At 48.6% G+C, this 15,440-nt stretch carries 15 protein-coding genes; 9 read left to right on the top strand and 6 right to left on the bottom strand.

From position 1 onward, the window contains the following. A complete protein-coding gene (pepQ, locus tag ACN0RF_RS09120) occupies positions 1–1,359 on the top strand; it encodes a Xaa-Pro dipeptidase (RefSeq protein WP_417438762.1) in 1,359 nt (452 codons plus the stop codon). Continuing rightward, positions 1,352–1,969, top strand: coding sequence for a YigZ family protein (locus ACN0RF_RS09115; RefSeq protein WP_417438761.1), 618 nt, complete (start codon positions 1,352–1,354; stop codon positions 1,967–1,969). The genes pepQ and ACN0RF_RS09115 overlap by 8 nt, the downstream gene beginning before the upstream one ends. Here the strand turns inward: ACN0RF_RS09115 and trkA are convergent. From trkA to def, 4 genes are read right to left on the bottom strand one after another with little or no spacing between them, the layout of a single operon-like run. Then, the gene (gene trkA / locus ACN0RF_RS09110; RefSeq protein WP_011233279.1) at positions 1,966–3,342 is read right to left on the bottom strand and encodes a Trk system potassium transporter TrkA; all 1,377 of its coding nucleotides are present in this window, start codon (positions 3,340–3,342) and stop codon (positions 1,966–1,968) included. The two genes, ACN0RF_RS09115 and trkA, sit on opposite strands and share 4 nt — an antisense overlap. Beyond that, on the bottom strand, positions 3,339–4,667 hold the full coding sequence (gene rsmB, locus ACN0RF_RS09105; protein ID WP_417438760.1) for a 16S rRNA (cytosine(967)-C(5))-methyltransferase RsmB: 1,329 nt from the start codon (positions 4,665–4,667) through the stop codon (positions 3,339–3,341). Before rsmB ends, trkA begins: the two co-directional genes overlap by 4 nt. Continuing rightward, complete coding sequence (fmt, locus tag ACN0RF_RS09100; protein ID WP_417438759.1) at positions 4,664–5,614, bottom strand: methionyl-tRNA formyltransferase; 951 nt, start codon at positions 5,612–5,614, stop codon at positions 4,664–4,666. The genes rsmB and fmt overlap by 4 nt, the downstream gene beginning before the upstream one ends. After that, positions 5,614–6,138 carry a peptide deformylase gene (def, locus tag ACN0RF_RS09095; RefSeq protein ID WP_253617382.1) on the bottom strand — a complete coding sequence of 175 codons (525 nt, stop codon included), beginning with the start codon at positions 6,136–6,138 and terminating at the stop codon, positions 5,614–5,616. Before def ends, fmt begins: the two co-directional genes overlap by 1 nt. Positions 6,139–6,200: 62 nt before the next feature. On the opposite strand from def, the gene dprA reads away from it, so the two are divergent. The 7 genes from dprA to polA all read left to right on the top strand — a co-directional run bounded on the left by dprA (position 6,201) and on the right by polA (position 13,723). After that, the gene (dprA, locus tag ACN0RF_RS09090) at positions 6,201–7,238 is read left to right on the top strand and encodes a DNA-processing protein DprA (RefSeq protein WP_417438758.1); all 1,038 of its coding nucleotides are present in this window, start codon (positions 6,201–6,203) and stop codon (positions 7,236–7,238) included. A gap of 3 nt (positions 7,239–7,241) precedes the next feature. Next, positions 7,242–7,715, top strand: a complete 474-nt coding sequence (locus tag ACN0RF_RS09085) for a DUF494 family protein (RefSeq protein WP_034819371.1) — start codon at positions 7,242–7,244, stop codon at positions 7,713–7,715. Beyond that, a complete protein-coding gene (locus tag ACN0RF_RS09080; protein WP_253617379.1) occupies positions 7,715–8,227 on the top strand; it encodes a type I DNA topoisomerase in 513 nt (170 codons plus the stop codon). Before ACN0RF_RS09085 ends, ACN0RF_RS09080 begins: the two co-directional genes overlap by 1 nt. 27 nt (positions 8,228–8,254) lie before the next feature. Beyond that, the gene (locus ACN0RF_RS09075) at positions 8,255–8,815 is read left to right on the top strand and encodes an L-threonylcarbamoyladenylate synthase (RefSeq protein WP_034819366.1); all 561 of its coding nucleotides are present in this window, start codon (positions 8,255–8,257) and stop codon (positions 8,813–8,815) included. Next, positions 8,808–9,722 (top strand): oxygen-dependent coproporphyrinogen oxidase, encoded by a 915-nt coding sequence (gene hemF, locus ACN0RF_RS09070; protein ID WP_417438757.1) that lies wholly within the window; start codon positions 8,808–8,810, stop codon positions 9,720–9,722. The genes ACN0RF_RS09075 and hemF overlap by 8 nt, the downstream gene beginning before the upstream one ends. Beyond that, positions 9,719–10,558, top strand: coding sequence for a shikimate dehydrogenase (aroE, locus tag ACN0RF_RS09065; protein ID WP_034819363.1), 840 nt, complete (start codon positions 9,719–9,721; stop codon positions 10,556–10,558). The genes hemF and aroE overlap by 4 nt, the downstream gene beginning before the upstream one ends. A 399-nt stretch (positions 10,559–10,957) precedes the next feature. Beyond that, entirely contained in the window at positions 10,958–13,723 is a 2,766-nt protein-coding gene (polA, locus tag ACN0RF_RS09060) for a DNA polymerase I (RefSeq protein WP_417438756.1), read from the top strand. Between the two features lie 127 nt (positions 13,724–13,850). Here polA and ACN0RF_RS09055 read toward each other — a convergent pair whose 3' ends face one another. Both ACN0RF_RS09055 and yihA read right to left on the bottom strand, forming a co-directional pair. After that, complete coding sequence (locus ACN0RF_RS09055) at positions 13,851–14,762, bottom strand: DMT family transporter (RefSeq protein ID WP_016341242.1); 912 nt, start codon at positions 14,760–14,762, stop codon at positions 13,851–13,853. Further along, on the bottom strand, positions 14,749–15,369 hold the full coding sequence (yihA, locus tag ACN0RF_RS09050; RefSeq protein ID WP_011233291.1) for a ribosome biogenesis GTP-binding protein YihA/YsxC: 621 nt from the start codon (positions 15,367–15,369) through the stop codon (positions 14,749–14,751). Before yihA ends, ACN0RF_RS09055 begins: the two co-directional genes overlap by 14 nt. Positions 15,370–15,440 lie beyond the last annotated feature (71 nt).

Below are 15,440 nucleotides of genomic sequence, written 5' to 3'. Positions count from 1 at the left end.
ATGACTGCGATAGCAGATTTGTGGCCGTTGTTTCCTGACCATATAAAGCAGCTTCAGACTCGTGCTGAACGACTTTTTAAACGAGAAAATTTAGATTTAGTTGCTATTCATTCAGGCCAGCAAAAGCGCTGGTTTTTGGATGATATGAATTATCCTTTCCGTGCAAATCCTCATTTTAAAGCCTGGTGCCCGGAAACTCAGTTGCCTAATGCCTGGGTTATTTTAAGGCCCAACACGCGGCCGACATTAGTTTTATTAAGTTCTCCGGACTTTTGGCATACGACGACAAGCCTAGAGGGGGCTCCCTGGTTAGAAGAGTTCCACGTGGAACACATCAGTTCGCCAGAGGCCATTGAAAAACTACTTCCTTACGATAAGAAAAATGCGGCTTACCTTGGTGAACATATTGAGGTTGCCAAGGCTTTGGGCTTTGAGAATATAAACCCAGACCCCGTGCTTCATTTCTTTCATTATCATCGCTTGTTTAAAACCGATTACGAAATTGCCTGTTTGACCCAGGCTAATCATATTGCGGCTGAAGGCCATGTTGCGGCCGCTGACGCCTTCTTTAACGGTGAGTCGGAGTTTGATTGTCTGCTGAAATATATGGCAGCTACTCGGCAAGGGCAGAATGAAGTGCCTTACAACCATATTATTGGGCAAAATGAAAATGCCAGTGTTTTGCATCACTGGATGCCCGATAAGACAGCTCCTAGTTCACTCAAGTCGATGCTGGTTGACGCTGGCGCTGAGGTTTACGGTTATGCCGCAGACATTAGCCGTACCTGGTCTAAACAACACAATGAATACGAAGAGTTGATAGCTGCACTTGACCAAATTACATTGGCGTTAATTGATAAAATGAAGCCGGGCGTCGAATTCCCGGCGCTGCACCAGTTGGCTCATGAACAAATTGCTAATGTGCTTTTTGCTTTTGGTTTTGTCAGTTGCAGTCCTGAACAAATGATTGAAGACGGCATAACTACGGTATTCCTTCCGCATGGTTTAGGTCATCCTCTGGGCTTGCAGGTACACGACGTTGGTGCTGCGCAGGCTGATGAAAGGGGTACGCCAATAGCGCCACCCAGTGGTCATCTTACGTTAAAAACCACTCGTACCGTAGAGCCCCGACAGGTTTATACCATTGAGCCAGGAATCTACTTTATTGAGCCTTTGCTGCAGAAGCTGGCGAATTCGCGCAATAAGCATTTGATTAACTGGCGCCGGGTGGATGAGTTTAAACCCTTTGGTGGCGTGCGAGTTGAGGATAACATTGTGGTTTACCGGGAGCGAAATGATAACCTTACACGCCAAACCGCATTAGATGCTTACGTGAAAAAGGTTACCCGTCTTGCATGATCAGGATTACGACATTCCGGCTTCGGAAACGGAAGTCGAAATAGAAGTTAAAGGCAGCCGCTTTATTGCGTGCCTGGCACATACGCCAAACGCCGACAGCGCCGCTGAGTTTCTGACTGTTGTAAAAAAACGCTGGCCCAAGGCGTCTCACTATTGCTCTGCATCGCTTTTTTCCGCACCTAATAACAGCCAGAGTATGGCTTACAGCGACGACGGTGAACCCTCTGGAACGGCGGGGCGACCCATGCTTATGGCACTACAAAATAGCGGCGTAGGCGAGGTTACCGCTATAGTCGTGCGATATTTTGGTGGGGTGAAGTTGGGAACGGGCGGACTTCAGCGAGCCTATACCGACGCAACAGTCGCCGCATTAGCTGAACTTGAAAAAGAGCAAAGGGTTTTTAAACAACGCTTTCAGTTAAATTTTGCTTATACTGACCAGGGCGATGTTGAACCGCTTTTGCTTGAGGCTAATGCTGAAATGGAATCTTCGGAGTATGAAGAGAGTGTGCGACTTAAGGTATTGCTACGCCCCGTGAATGTTGGGGCGTTGCAGAAGAAGCTACAGGCTGCTACCCGTGGCCGGGTGCAATTGAAAGAACTGGACTAAAAGAACATCGCACTTGGCTGGAAGACTTTTTCAACCTGATCAATGTACTTTTTATCCAGCAAGAAAAGAATAACGTGGTCGTCGGAGTGAATAATGGTTTCACTGTGCGCCATAAGTACCTCTTGTCCGCGAACAACAGCACCAATAGTGGTTCCCGGCGGAAGCTTGATATCTTTAATGGCTTTACCCACCACTCGGGACGTGTCTTCATCACCATGTGCAATTGCCTCAATAGCTTCGGCAGCACCTTTTCGCAGTGAGTAAACGTTAACAATATCGCCACGGCGTACGTGAGTTAGTAGAGCTGAAACTGTGGCGCGTTGCGGTGAAATGGCAATATCAATTTCGCCTCCCTGCACCAAGTCAACGTAGGCGCTACGCTGAATGAGCACCATGGTTTTACGGGCGCCCATACGTTTAGCCAGCATTGCTGACATAATATTCGCTTCGTCGTCGTTGGTAACCGCAATAAACACGTCGATGTCTTCAACGTGCTCTTCTTCCAGCAATTTTTGGTCGGACGCGTCGCCGCGAAAAATTAAGGTATGCTCAAGGCTTTGCGAAAGCTCTTCCGCACGGGTTTCTGAGCGTTCTATCAGCTTAACTCGATGATCGACTTCCAGTTGTTTCGCCAGACCGGCACCAATGTTCCCGCCACCAACAATCATTATTCTGCGGTACTTATCTTCCAGCTTTTGCAGTTCCTGCATTACGGTACTAATGTGGCGGGTGTCTGCAATGAAGAAAACTTCATCATCGGCTTCGATGATCGTGGTTCCGGTAGGGCGTATAGGCTTACCCTGACGATAAATAGCCGCAACCCGGGTGTCGATATTGGGAATATGCTCCCGCAGTGTTGAGATAGCATGGCCAACGAGCTTTCCGCCGTAGTAGGCCTTTACCGCCACCAGGCTGGCTCGTCCGTTGGCAAACTCCATAACTTGCAGAGCGCCCGGGTAGTCAATAAGCCGGCGAATATAGCTGGTTACCAGTTGTTCCGGTGAAATAATGTGGTCAACTGGCGCATCCTGATTATGAAACAGCTGATCTTTATAGCGGATGTATTCTTCAGAGCGAATTCTGGCTATTTTCTTTGGCGTATTAAATATCGAGTAAGCAACCTGACAGGCAATCATATTGGTTTCGTCGCTGCTGGTTACTGCAATAAGTAAGTCGGCATCGTCGGCACCCGCGCGACGTAAAACATCAGGATGGGCTCCGTTACCAACGACGACTCGCAGATCATACTTATCCTGCAAATCGTCCAGTAAATCGTTATTGGTATCAACTATGGTGATATCGTTGCGTTCGCCAACCAGATTTTCCGCTAATGTGCCGCCGACCTGGCCAACACCGAGTATGATAATTTTCATTCGACTTTTTTCAATCTCGCGTAAAAGAAACCATCCCCGTTATGTTCACCCGGGAGCAGTTGCAGAGTTTTCTGCTTTTCATCAATAGGTATCAGACTAGCACTCGATTGCTGTTTTAGAAAAGACTCAATTTGAGTTTGGTTTTCCTGGCTTAGAATAGAGCAGGTTGCGTAAAGCAGTTCTCCGCCGGGTTTAAGTAAAGGCCAAAGCGAATTTAGTATCTGGTTTTGCAATTGCGCGAGCTCATTAATGTCCTCAGCGCGACGCAGCCACTTGATATCGGGGTGGCGGCGTATCACGCCCGTTGCCGAGCAGGGCGCGTCCAGTAGTATGCGGTCAAATTGCTCGCCGTCCCACCAATCATCAGTTGAAGCAACATCGGCGCAATGAACTATGGCACTTAAACCGGCGCGTTCCAGGTTTTCGTCCACTCGCTCAAGACGTTTAGCATCGATATCGATGGCCTGAACTGGTTGTTCAAAGTCATTTCGCTCAAGCAGGTGCAATAGCTTGCCTCCCGGAGCGGCGCAACAATCGAGTACGCGGTGGGAAGCCTTTACGTTCAGGTAATCCGCAGCTAACTGGGCCGAACGGTCCTGCACCGATGCGTGGCCCCGGTCAAACCCCGGAAGCCTTTCAACCGGAACAGGCGAATGCAGTCGAATGGCATCGCCGGCCAGGGTGTCGCCTTCGGCGGCAATACCGCTGTCTTCAAGTTGTCTTAAATAATCATCGCGATTGAAAAAACGACGGTTCACACGCAACCACATGGGCGGGTGTGCGTTGTTTTCTAAAAGAATGTCGCTGGCTTGTTGCGGGTGGTCTGCCTGAACTGCATCAAACAACCAGCGCGGATGATTTTGCATCGCATCAACAGGCAGTTCGCGCTGCTGTGACTCATCTGCGGTTGGTGCTTCGCGCAGCAATTGGCGCAGTATACCGTTTACCAGGCCTTTGTGATTACGTTTGCCCAGAATACGCGCGGCTTCTACTGTGGCACTGACGGCAGCGTGGTCTTTAATGCGCAGACAATAAAGCTGATAGGCACCTACCAGTAGTAAGTAGTGCAATACTTTAAGCTTACCTTTAAGTGGCTTATCCAGTTTAGCCCCAACCAGCTTGTTAAGGCTGGGCAGAACCCTTAAAACACCGTAGCTAATTGCACTGGCAAGACGTTTATCTGCGTCAGAGAGTTTTCCGGTGGCGTGGGGTAAGGCCGCGGAAAGCGACTCGCCTTTCTCTAATACATGAAAGAGGGCGGTTGCTGCGGCGGCCCGGCTAGTTGCTCCCTGACCGCCGTTTTCTGACTTTTTCTGCTGGCTCATTGTAATTCCAGTCCCGGGCTAAAGACATTGCTATAGCCGTTAACCAAGGTACTGGCTGGCTGAGTCTTTTTCCCTGGCATCTGTGCCTGAGTGATACGTAAAATACCACCCCCGGTCACCACGTCGATGCCTTCGTGTGTGCTATTAATAATCGTGCCCGGACCTTTATTGCTGGCGCCCTGAATAAGTTCAGCTGCGTGAATTTTTACTGTGTTCTGTTCGGCTTTTAAATGTTCTGACTGGCACCAGCTCATTGGCCAGGGGTTAAACGCTCGTACGCAGCGTTCGATAAAGGCCGCCGGTTGTGTCCAGTCTATTTTACCTTCCTGCTTGGTCAGCTTTTTTGCATAAGTGGCATTGGCATCACTTTGCGGTTTAGCCTGGCTCTGATAGCCGTCGAGATCTTTTAATACTTTAATTAACGCCTTAGGCCCCAGGCTTTCAAGCTTGTGATAAAGCGAAGCCGAGGTTTCGTCCGGACTGATGGCGCAGCGCTCTTCGTGCAGCACCGGACCGGTATCCAGCCCGGCTTCCATTTGCATAATGCAGACACCGGATTCTAAGTCGCCAGCCCATATCGCGCGTTGAATTGGAGCGGCACCTCGCCAGCGGGGTAACAAAGAACCGTGCACGTTCAGGCAGCCTTTTGTAGGAATATCTAATACTGCCTGCGGAAGCAGTAAGCCATAAGCCACCACAACCATAACGTCAGGTTTTAGATCGGCTAGTGCAGCCTGATCCTCTTCTGATTTCAGGGACTCGGGCTGATAAACAGGAAGCTGGTGTTCGAGCGCAAGCTTCTTAACCGCACTGGGTTGTGGCTTTTTGCCTCGTCCTGCAGGCCTGTCGGGTTGGGTATAAACACCCACTACCTGATGAGATCCATCAAGCAGTTGTTGTAAGTGTTTTGCTGCAAAGTCCGGAGTACCGGCAAAGACAATTCGCATTATTGTGCTTCCGCCGCTTGCTTCTCGGCTAAACGTTGCTCTTTCTCAAGCTTTTTGCGAATACGCTCGCGCTTCAGCGGCGATAAATAATCAACAAAGAGTTTACCGTCTAAGTGGTCAATCTCATGCTGAATACAAATGGCCAGTAGCCCTTCAGCAGAACGACTGAAACGCTCACCATTTTTATCCAGTGCCGTAACGGTAATTTTCTCAGCGCGTTCAACTTTGGCGTAAACGCCGGGAAACGACAGACAGCCTTCGTCGTTTTTAAAGTGGCCTTCTGCTTCGGTAATTTCCGGATTAATGAACACCAGTGGCTCGTTTTGATCTTCGCTGCAATCGGCGACAAATAGCCGTCTGTGCACGTCAACCTGGGTTGCCGCAAGACCTACACCTTGTTCTTCGTACATGGTTTCGAACATATCGTCGATAACCGAGCGGATGTTGTCATCTACCTTTTCAATCTTCTGTGCGACTTTGCGCAAACGTTCGTCTGGATATTGCAGAACCGTCATTTTTGCCATTAGAACCTCCAATTCTTGATCTACCCTTAGTTTACCTTAAATTGGTAGGTCAAGGACAGTCTGTGAACACACAGGAATTATGTGTATTAATGGGGATGACACGCGCATCAAACAAGGTACAGAAAGCTGCTCGGGAATGTGAGAACTGGGAAGCTATTTTTGAGCGATGGGGGCAATCGCTAAAACCGGTAGAGGCGCGTTGGTTAAACGCAGCTGAAAACTGGTGCCGTAGTGACTATCAGGGCGTTATTTCTTATTTTAGTGAAGACTACCCAGCTGCGTTAAAAACCATAGCCAATCCGCCCTGGTTACTTTATTACCGGGGACGTAAAGAGCTGCTACAGGGTGTTAGTGTGGCTATTGTTGGCAGCCGTAAAGCCACTCACAGTGGTTTACAAATTGCTGACTGGTTCAGCGAGCGCTTAGTGGCGGCGGGTGTTGTGGTGGTTAGCGGTCTGGCTATGGGCATTGACGCTCAAGCACATAAAACCGCAGCCGATAAAGGAAAAACCATAGCGGTTTTAGGTACCGGTATCGATCAGTATTACCCCAGAAGAAACAAAGCCTTACAGGACTTTATTGCGCATCAGGGGCTGCTGATTTCTGAATTTCCGCCGGGGCAAACCGCGCGAATCGATCATTTTCCCCGCCGTAACCGTATTATTAGTGGTATCAGTCAGGCCGTTGTAGTGGTTGAAGCAGCACGTAAGAGTGGTTCGCTTTCAACGGCAATACACGCGTTGAACGAAGGGCGTGAAGTCGGAGCTGTACCGGGGTCGGTGTTGCTGCCGGAGCATCAGGGCTGCCACTGGTTAATCCAACAGGGCGCTAAGCTAATTAATACGCCGCAGGACATTCTCGACTGGTTCTCGGTTGACGATACTGAGGTTGCCATAGAAGGTGATACAGAATGTCGCGATGAAAGCTTGGCAAACAATCGATTGTTCGCTAGTCTGAGTTCAGAGCCACGAACAATTGATGACATGGTACAATTGTCCGGACTCGAGGTTGCTGAAGTCATGGAGAAAGTAGTGTTACTCGAATTAGAAGGGCTAGTAGCAGCCGTACCAGGCGGTTATATCAAAGTGGGGAGGCGCTAAAGTATGTTTGATATCCTCATGTACTTGTTTGAAAACTACATTCATTCGGAAATGGAAGTTGTAGTTGATCACGATGAGTTAACCAATGAACTTACCCGGGCTGGTTTCCGTCACCAGGAAATCCAGAAAGCTTTGGCGTGGCTAGAACGGCTGGCCGATTTGCAGCAAATGGAAACCAAGTCTTATCTGGATGTTGCTCCGCAGCAGTCTACCCGTATTTATACCGCGGCAGAGATGACTCGTCTGGACAGCCAGAGTCGGGGTTTTCTGATGTACCTGGAAAACCTGGGGGTACTTGATTTTGCTACACGAGAAGTGGTTGTTGACCGTGTGATGGAACTGGAAACGCCGAACTTTACTCTGGATGACCTGAAATGGGTTGTACTTATGGTGCTGTTTAATGTTCCGGGCCAGGAAGCTGCGTACGACCAAATGGAAGGTTTGCTGTTTGAGGAAGCTGAAGGACCCCTGCATTAATGTCATCAGATGAGCGCTGCCCCCGTTGTGAGCGACCACTGGTTATTAAACATGTTGGGCATAACAGCTTTTTAGGCTGTACCGGTTACCCGGACTGCGATTATAAGCGAGGCCTTCGGGAGCAATCTGAAATTGAGCCCGAAGATCTCGGCGTTCCTTGCCCTGAGTGTGGCAAAGAACTGCAGTTAAAGAGCGGTCGTTATGGCCTATTTGTTGGCTGCAGCGGCTTTCCTGAATGTGAGTTCGTTACTGAACCGAACGTTGAGGAAGAAGAGACGATTCGCTGCCCTGAATGCGGCAAAGGCCAGTTACATCAAAAAACATCGCGGCGCGGTACCGTATTCTATGCTTGCGACCAATACCCGAAATGTGAATTTACCGTGAATCAGCCTCCGGTTGATGAAGCCTGTCCTAAATGCCAGTACCCGCTGCTGGTGAAAAAGAAAACCGCCGCCGGAATTCGCAAAGTCTGCCCGCAAAAGCAATGCGACTATAAGTCGGACGCGTTATAATCCGGCTCATTGAGTTGAGGAGTGATTATGGCAGATACATGGGAAGCAGCGCACAGCGCTATAAAAACGGGCATTATTGCCTATCCAACCGAGGCGGTATTTGGACTGGGATGCGACCCTCGCAATGAAGTGGCTGTGCAGAGGCTGTTAAGCCTGAAACAGCGACCCGCCGAGAAAGGTCTTATATTAATTGCCGCCGATTACAGTCAGTTACTTCCCTATGTTGAAGACTCCGCTATTGCGCAGGACAAACGTTTCAGCGTTTTGTCGCATTGGCCGGGGCCCGTTACATTAATTCTGCCGGTAAGAAAAGGCGTATCAACCTTATTGACGGGCGGTCGCGATACTATCGCTGTGCGCGTGACCGCGCATGAACCTGCCAGAGCGCTGTGCCGCGAGCTGGGTCATGCGTTAGTCTCTACCAGCGCCAATTTAACCGGGCAGGAACCCGCCCGAACTGCGGCGGAAGTTCGTCAGCAATTTGGTGACAGTGTGGACTGGATAATGGATGAAAGCACCGGTGGAGCCGCGAATCCGACTCGAATCATAAACCCACTAAATAATCAGGTTTTCAGAGACGATGCATAATGATTACTTGAAGCAGGTAAAAAGCTACCTGATGTCGTTGCAGGATGCTATTTGTCAGCAGTTGGCGCAGGCGGACGGTGAGCAGAGCTTTCAGGAAGACAGCTGGGACCGGCCGGGAGGCGGCGGTGGTCGCTCGAGGATCATAAAAAACGGTGCGGTTTTTGAACAGGGTGGTGTAGGTTTTTCGCACGTTTATGGTGAGAAAATGCCTGCCTCGGCAACGGCACACCGACCAGAGCTGGAAGGTCGCGATTTCAATGCCTGTGGTGTTTCTCTGGTAATGCATCCGGAAAACCCTATGGTACCGACGGTCCATATGAATGTGCGTTTTTTTATTGCGCAAAAAGAAGGTGAAGAACCTGTCTGGTGGTTTGGCGGCGGCTTTGATTTAACGCCGTTTTATCCTTTTGACGAGGACATTATCGAATGGCATCAACAGGCGAAAAACGCGCTCGATAGCGTCGATGAAAAGCTCTATCCGGAATATAAAGCCTGGTGCGACGATTACTTTTTCCTTAAGCATCGCGATGAAGCGCGCGGTGTGGGCGGCATATTCTTTGATGACCTTAACGACCGTTCATTTGACGAGTGCTTTTCGGTTATAAAAGCGGTAGGTGATGCTTTCGCCAAAGCTTATCTGCCTATTGTCGAACGTCGCAAAAACCTGGCTTATACTCAGCAACAAAGAGACTTTCAGCTATATCGGCGCGGGCGTTATGTGGAGTTTAATCTGGTCTGGGATAGGGGAACTTTGTTTGGTCTGCAAACCGGTGGCAGAACCGAGTCTATTTTAATGTCGATGCCACCGCTGGCGCGTTGGGAGTATGACTGGCAAGCTGAGCCAGGCTCTGCAGAAGAGCAGCTTACCGAGTATTATTTAAAACCCAGAGATTGGCTGTCCGTATGAAATCCGTGACCAGCCTGGGCGTATTCGGGAATCCCATAGCGCATAGCCTGTCGCCGCGTATTCATGCGCTGTTTGCGCAGACCCGGCAGGACTCAATTAACTATCAACGCTATTTATCCACGCCTTCGCACTTTCCCCGCCGGATTGCTGAATTTTTCCGCCATGGCGGGCAGGGTGCCAATGTCACCTTACCATTTAAACAGCAGGCCGCATCCTTGGTTACTAAACTGTCCGCTCGTGCGCGGTTAGCGGGGGCGGTGAACACCTTAATTCCTTACGGCAATGGCCAGCTGTTAGGTGATAATACTGACGGCGAAGGCTTGATTATTGACCTTGAAAACAAAGGTTTTAGCGTAAGTGAGCGCTCACTTGTTGTTTTTGGTGCCGGAGGATCAGCACGTGGGATAATACCTCTTCTGCTGGAGCAAAATCCGCGGTGTCTGTATTTGGTTAATCGAACGGCAGAGAAAGCCGAAATGCTTAAATCTCAGCTAGAGACACTGGGGCTGGTTGCAGCTAACCGAATTCAGGTACGTTCGTCTGCGTCTGCAATTGACGAACCCATAGATCTGTTAATTAACGCAACCAGCAGCAGTTTGAATGGACAGCGCTTAACACTCCCTACTCTGCTGTCCGAAAATGCTGCTGGCTATGATTTAATGTATTCCGACCAGCCAACAATATTTATGGAGCAACTGACGCAGGCTGGCTGCAAAAATGTCAGCGATGGATTTGGCATGTTGATTGAGCAGGCTGCGTCCTCTTACCAACTTTGGATGGGAGATGAACGCCCCGATACTGCATTTGTTATGGCTGAAATGCGAACTCCTAGTTGATTGATTGAAAAGGGGTTTTCTTTGCTTTTTATAAGTAAAGAAAAATGAGGAACAAAAGGTTATAAAAAAACTGAATTTGTCAGTAGATCATTGCTGATTTTATGGTAATCTGTCTGACCTGCTTTTGAGGCATTTCCTTCCATTTCAGGACAAAAGCAGAATAGTTTCCACAGTGAAACATAACAATAAAAAGTACTAGGTATTTCGGGAAACCTGCCGTTTTAAATCCCATACTATCAATAACTTAAGTAAATTTTGGACACGGGGAAATTCAAACTTCCGGCTGTGGCATGACTCGTTGTTAACAGAGTTACTAACAGGTTATGCACACTCTGTTCAGTGGCCTGAATTGCCGTTCTGTGGCATCCTATAGGTAACGCTTAATTTAGGTTCTTAACTATGGCCACATCTGTTCCAGAAAATCCTTTTATCCTTGTCGATGGTTCTTCTTATTTGTTCCGCGCTTTTCATGCGCCGCCGCATTTAACCAACTCAAAAGGTGAACCGACCGGAGCTATTTACGGTGTTGTTAATATGCTCCGAAGCCTGCTAAAGCGCTATAAACCCAGCCATATGGCGGTAGTTTTCGATGCCAAAGGCAAAACCTTTCGTAGCGACATTTACCAGGACTACAAAGCAAACCGTCCGCCTATGCCAGACGATTTGCGAAGTCAGATCAAACCTTTGCATGACATTGTCCGGGCTATGGGTTTACCGCTGCTTTGCATTGACGATGTTGAAGCTGATGATGTTATTGGCACGCTGGCGCGCCAGGCCGGCGACAAGGGTCGCTTTACGCTGATTAGTACCGGCGATAAAGACATGGCTCAGCTGGTCAATGAACATGTCATGCTCATTAACACCATGACCGATACTTTAATGGATCCTGAAGGGGTTGAGAAAAAGTTCGGGGTTAAGCCAAACCAAATTATCGATTATTTAGCGCTTATGGGTGACAGCTCTGACAATATTCCAGGCTTGCCCAAAGTGGGCGAAAAGACAGCACAGGCGCTGCTGCAAAGTATTCCCAGCATTGACGCTATTTACGAAAATGTGAATGCAGTAACTGAGCTCTCTTTTCGTGGTGCGAAGTCTATGCCGGCTAAGCTTAATGAATATAAAGAACAGCTGCTGATGTCGCGTGAGCTGGCGACCATTAAGCTCGATGTGGCAATGGACTTACAACCGGAAGAGTTGAAAATACAGACGGCAGACAGCGAAAAACTGCAGGAGCTCTATAGTCGTTGTGAATTCCGCCGGTGGCTTGGCGAGCTGATGGAAACTGGAGCGGCAACGGATCAGGCTCTGGGTGAAACCGATGGCGAAAAACCGACCAGCGATATAAACAGAGACGCGTATCGTGTATTGATGACTGAAAAAGAGGTCAGCGATTACATAACTCAACTGAAGAAATGTGATTACTTTGCCTTTGATACCGAAACAACCAGCCTTAATTATATGGAGGCTGAACTGGTTGGTGTGTCGTTAGCCATGGCACCTGGCGAAGCTGTGTATATACCTGTCGGGCATGATTACATGGAAGCGCCGGAGCAGGTTGGCCGGGACTGGTTACTAAAGCAGTTAAAGCCTTTACTTGAAGCTGAAAAGCCACAAAAAGTGGGGCAAAACCTGAAATACGACTCGCATATTCTGCGTCGCTATAAAATTCGCCTGGCGGGAATTTTAAATGACACCATGCTTGCCTCCTACGTGTTTAACAGCGTTGGATCGCGGCATGATATGGATACCTTAAGCCTTCATTATCTGAACCATAAAACCATTAGCTTTGAAGACATTGCAGGTAAGGGTGCGAAGCAACTGACGTTTAACCAAATTGCTTTAGAGCAGGCCGGGCCCTACGCGGCTGAAGATGCTGACATTACGTACCGGTTGCATGATGTGCTCTGGAACAAAGTAAAAGAAACCGGCAGTGAGCTGCAAAGTGTTCTAACCGATATAGAAGTGCCGTTAGTACCGATATTGTGCGATATGGAGCAATACGGTGTGCGCATTGACGCAAACTTGCTGGGTAAGCAAAGCCAGGAAATTGCGGAAAAGCTCGATGCTCTGGAGAAAAAGGCTTTTGAAATTGCAGGCGAGGAGTTCAACCTGGGTTCACCGAAACAGCTGCAACGCATATTCTTCGAAAAGCTTGAGTTGCCAATTGTGAAGAAAACACCAAAAGGCGCGCCGTCAACGGCTGAGGAAGTTTTGCACGAGCTGGCACATGACTACCCCTTGCCGGATGTGATACTGCAGCACCGCGGCTTGTCTAAGCTTAAATCAACCTATACCGACAAGTTACCGAAGATGATTAACCCCGATACAGGGCGCGTACACACCTCGTACCAACAGGCGGTTACCGCAACCGGGCGTTTGTCTTCAACGGACCCTAACCTGCAGAATATTCCAATTCGTACCGCCGAAGGGCGCAGAGTGCGTCAGGCCTTTATTCCTGAGCAAGGTTATAAGATTGTCGCTATCGACTATAGCCAGATTGAACTGCGCATTATGGCGCACTTGTCGCAAGATGAGTCTTTGCTTAAAGCCTTTGCCGAAGGCCTGGATATTCACCGTGCGACAGCGGCCGAAGTGTTTGGCTGTAAGGCTGATGAAGTCAGTAATGACCAGCGCCGTCAGGCAAAAGCGGTGAACTTCGGGCTAATTTACGGTATGTCAGCCTTTGGGCTGGCGCGGCAACTGGGTATTGCCCGTCATGAAGCTCAGCACTATATGGACAAGTATTTTGAACGCTTCCCTGGAGTTTTGCGTTACATGGAAGATACTCGCAAGCAGGCAAAAGAGCAGGGCTATGTTAAAACCCTGTTTGGACGTCGTTTACCCTTGCCGGATATAAAAGCCAGTAACGGAGCCCGTAGAAAAGGGGCGGAACGTGCAGCTATCAATGCGCCAATGCAGGGCACTGCAGCGGATATCATTAAGAAAGCTATGCTGAAAGTTGCCGACTGGATTGACAGTAATAACTGTCAGGATGATGTGCGTATGCTAATGCAAGTTCACGATGAACTGGTGTTTGAAATAAAAGAGTCGAAATTAACGGATTATATTGAACAATTAACTGAAGTAATGGAAAAGGCTGCAAGCCTTGATGTGCCTTTAATAGCGGAAGCTGGTAAAGGCAATAACTGGGACGAAGCTCATTAATTTTAAGAATTGTCTGAACTTTTTATAAAGGGTCTAGTCACAACAGGTGAGGGCATTAATCCTCCCTCAAAAAATTGTTCTCCCTGGATTACTTTTCGCCCGACTTTTTAGTCGGGCTTTTTTCTGTCTATTTCTGTGGTATACCAGCCATACCGGAGCGGCCTCTGCGGTTAGCGAACCAAACCCCAACTAAAATGGCGAGCATTCCAACTCCCTGTTGCAACCAGAAGTCTTCGCCATCAAGTATCCCTAGTATAAGAGCGACAATGGGAATTAGGTAGGTGACCGAGCTGGTAAAAACGGTATTGGTGAGTTGTACTACATGGTTAAAAATAACTAAAGCGCCGGCGGTTCCTGCGATACCCAGAGCCAGAACAGAAAACAGCGATAACATTGCGCCCGGCTGCTGAACCTGAGTAATAAACTCCGTTCCTGCAAACAAGTAGATTGTTGCCGGAACGGCAGCCATAAGCAAAGATATGCCGGTAATGGTTAATGGCGATAAGTCACTGATTTTGTGTTTGATGAGGTTCAGGTTGAGCCCATAACAAACGGTTGCGGCCAGGACTAACAAGGCGTACAGATTAAAGTCCCAGCTGCCATTAGCCGAAGCGGTAACCAGAAGCAAGGTACCAAACAAGCCAATGGCTACGCCAATAACCTGTGCTAAGCGCGCTTTTTGATGAAAGAACAATGCACCAATAACCAGTGTTGCGATAGGGGTTAATGCATTTAGGACCCCGGTAACGCCGCTTGCCAGCTGTGTTTGGGCAATAGCAAACATAAAAGCCGGAATAAGACTGCCAACCAGCCCGACACTGGCAAGCTTTAACCAATGTTTGCGGGTAATTTTATTCAGTCGGCGGGCAATGAAAGGGGCAAGCACAAGTCCTGCTGAGCTGATGCGTAGTGCGCCAACTTCCATTGGACCAAAGGCCAGTAAGCCTTTTTTTATTAACAAAAAAGAGCTACCCCAAATTAATGCGAGTAACCCTAATAATAACCAGGCACTAAGTGGTGGCGTGTTATTCGTCGTCATACTCTTTGCTATACCACTGGTTGAGTTTCTCTTCGACTTGCTCGACGCCTATGCGCTTCAATGAGGAAAAGGCTTCAACCTGGACGTCGCCGTTGAAGGCAATTGCCGCTTGCTTGGCTTTTAAAACGGTTGATTTGCGCGCGCCTTGTTTGAGTTTGTCTGCTTTAGTTAATAAAGCCAGTACCGGCAGGTCGCAGTCTACAGCCCAGTAAATTAATTCCTGATCGGTTTCGCGGAAAGGGTGACGAATATCCATTAATACCACGATGCCCTTTAAACTGTCCCTTTGCTGAAGGTACTCGCTTAAAGAACGTTGCCATTTTTCTTTGACAGCTAATGGAACCTTAGCGAATCCGTAGCCGGGTAGATCTATCAGTCGCTGACCTGTGGTTAGTTCAAAAACGTTAATTAACTGAGTCCGTCCCGGCGTTTTACTGGTGCGGGCCAACGCTTTTTGACGCGTCAGGGTGTTTAACGCACTGGATTTCCCTGCGTTAGAACGGCCGGCGAAAGCAACTTCAATGCCCGAGTCCGGAGGCAGTTTGCTGATATCCGGGGCACTGGTCACAAATTTTGCCGATGCGTAATCTAATTGCTGATCTGCCACTATTAAGGTCACTTTTATTGAAAAAACGGAACATCTACGCGCATTATGAAGTATCCGGACAGTATCTCCAA

This window comes from Idiomarina sp., from assembly GCF_048260185.1.
In the GTDB taxonomy this organism is placed as follows: domain Bacteria; phylum Pseudomonadota; class Gammaproteobacteria; order Enterobacterales; family Alteromonadaceae; genus Idiomarina.
This window is presented reverse-complemented; position numbering and strand designations above follow the sequence as displayed.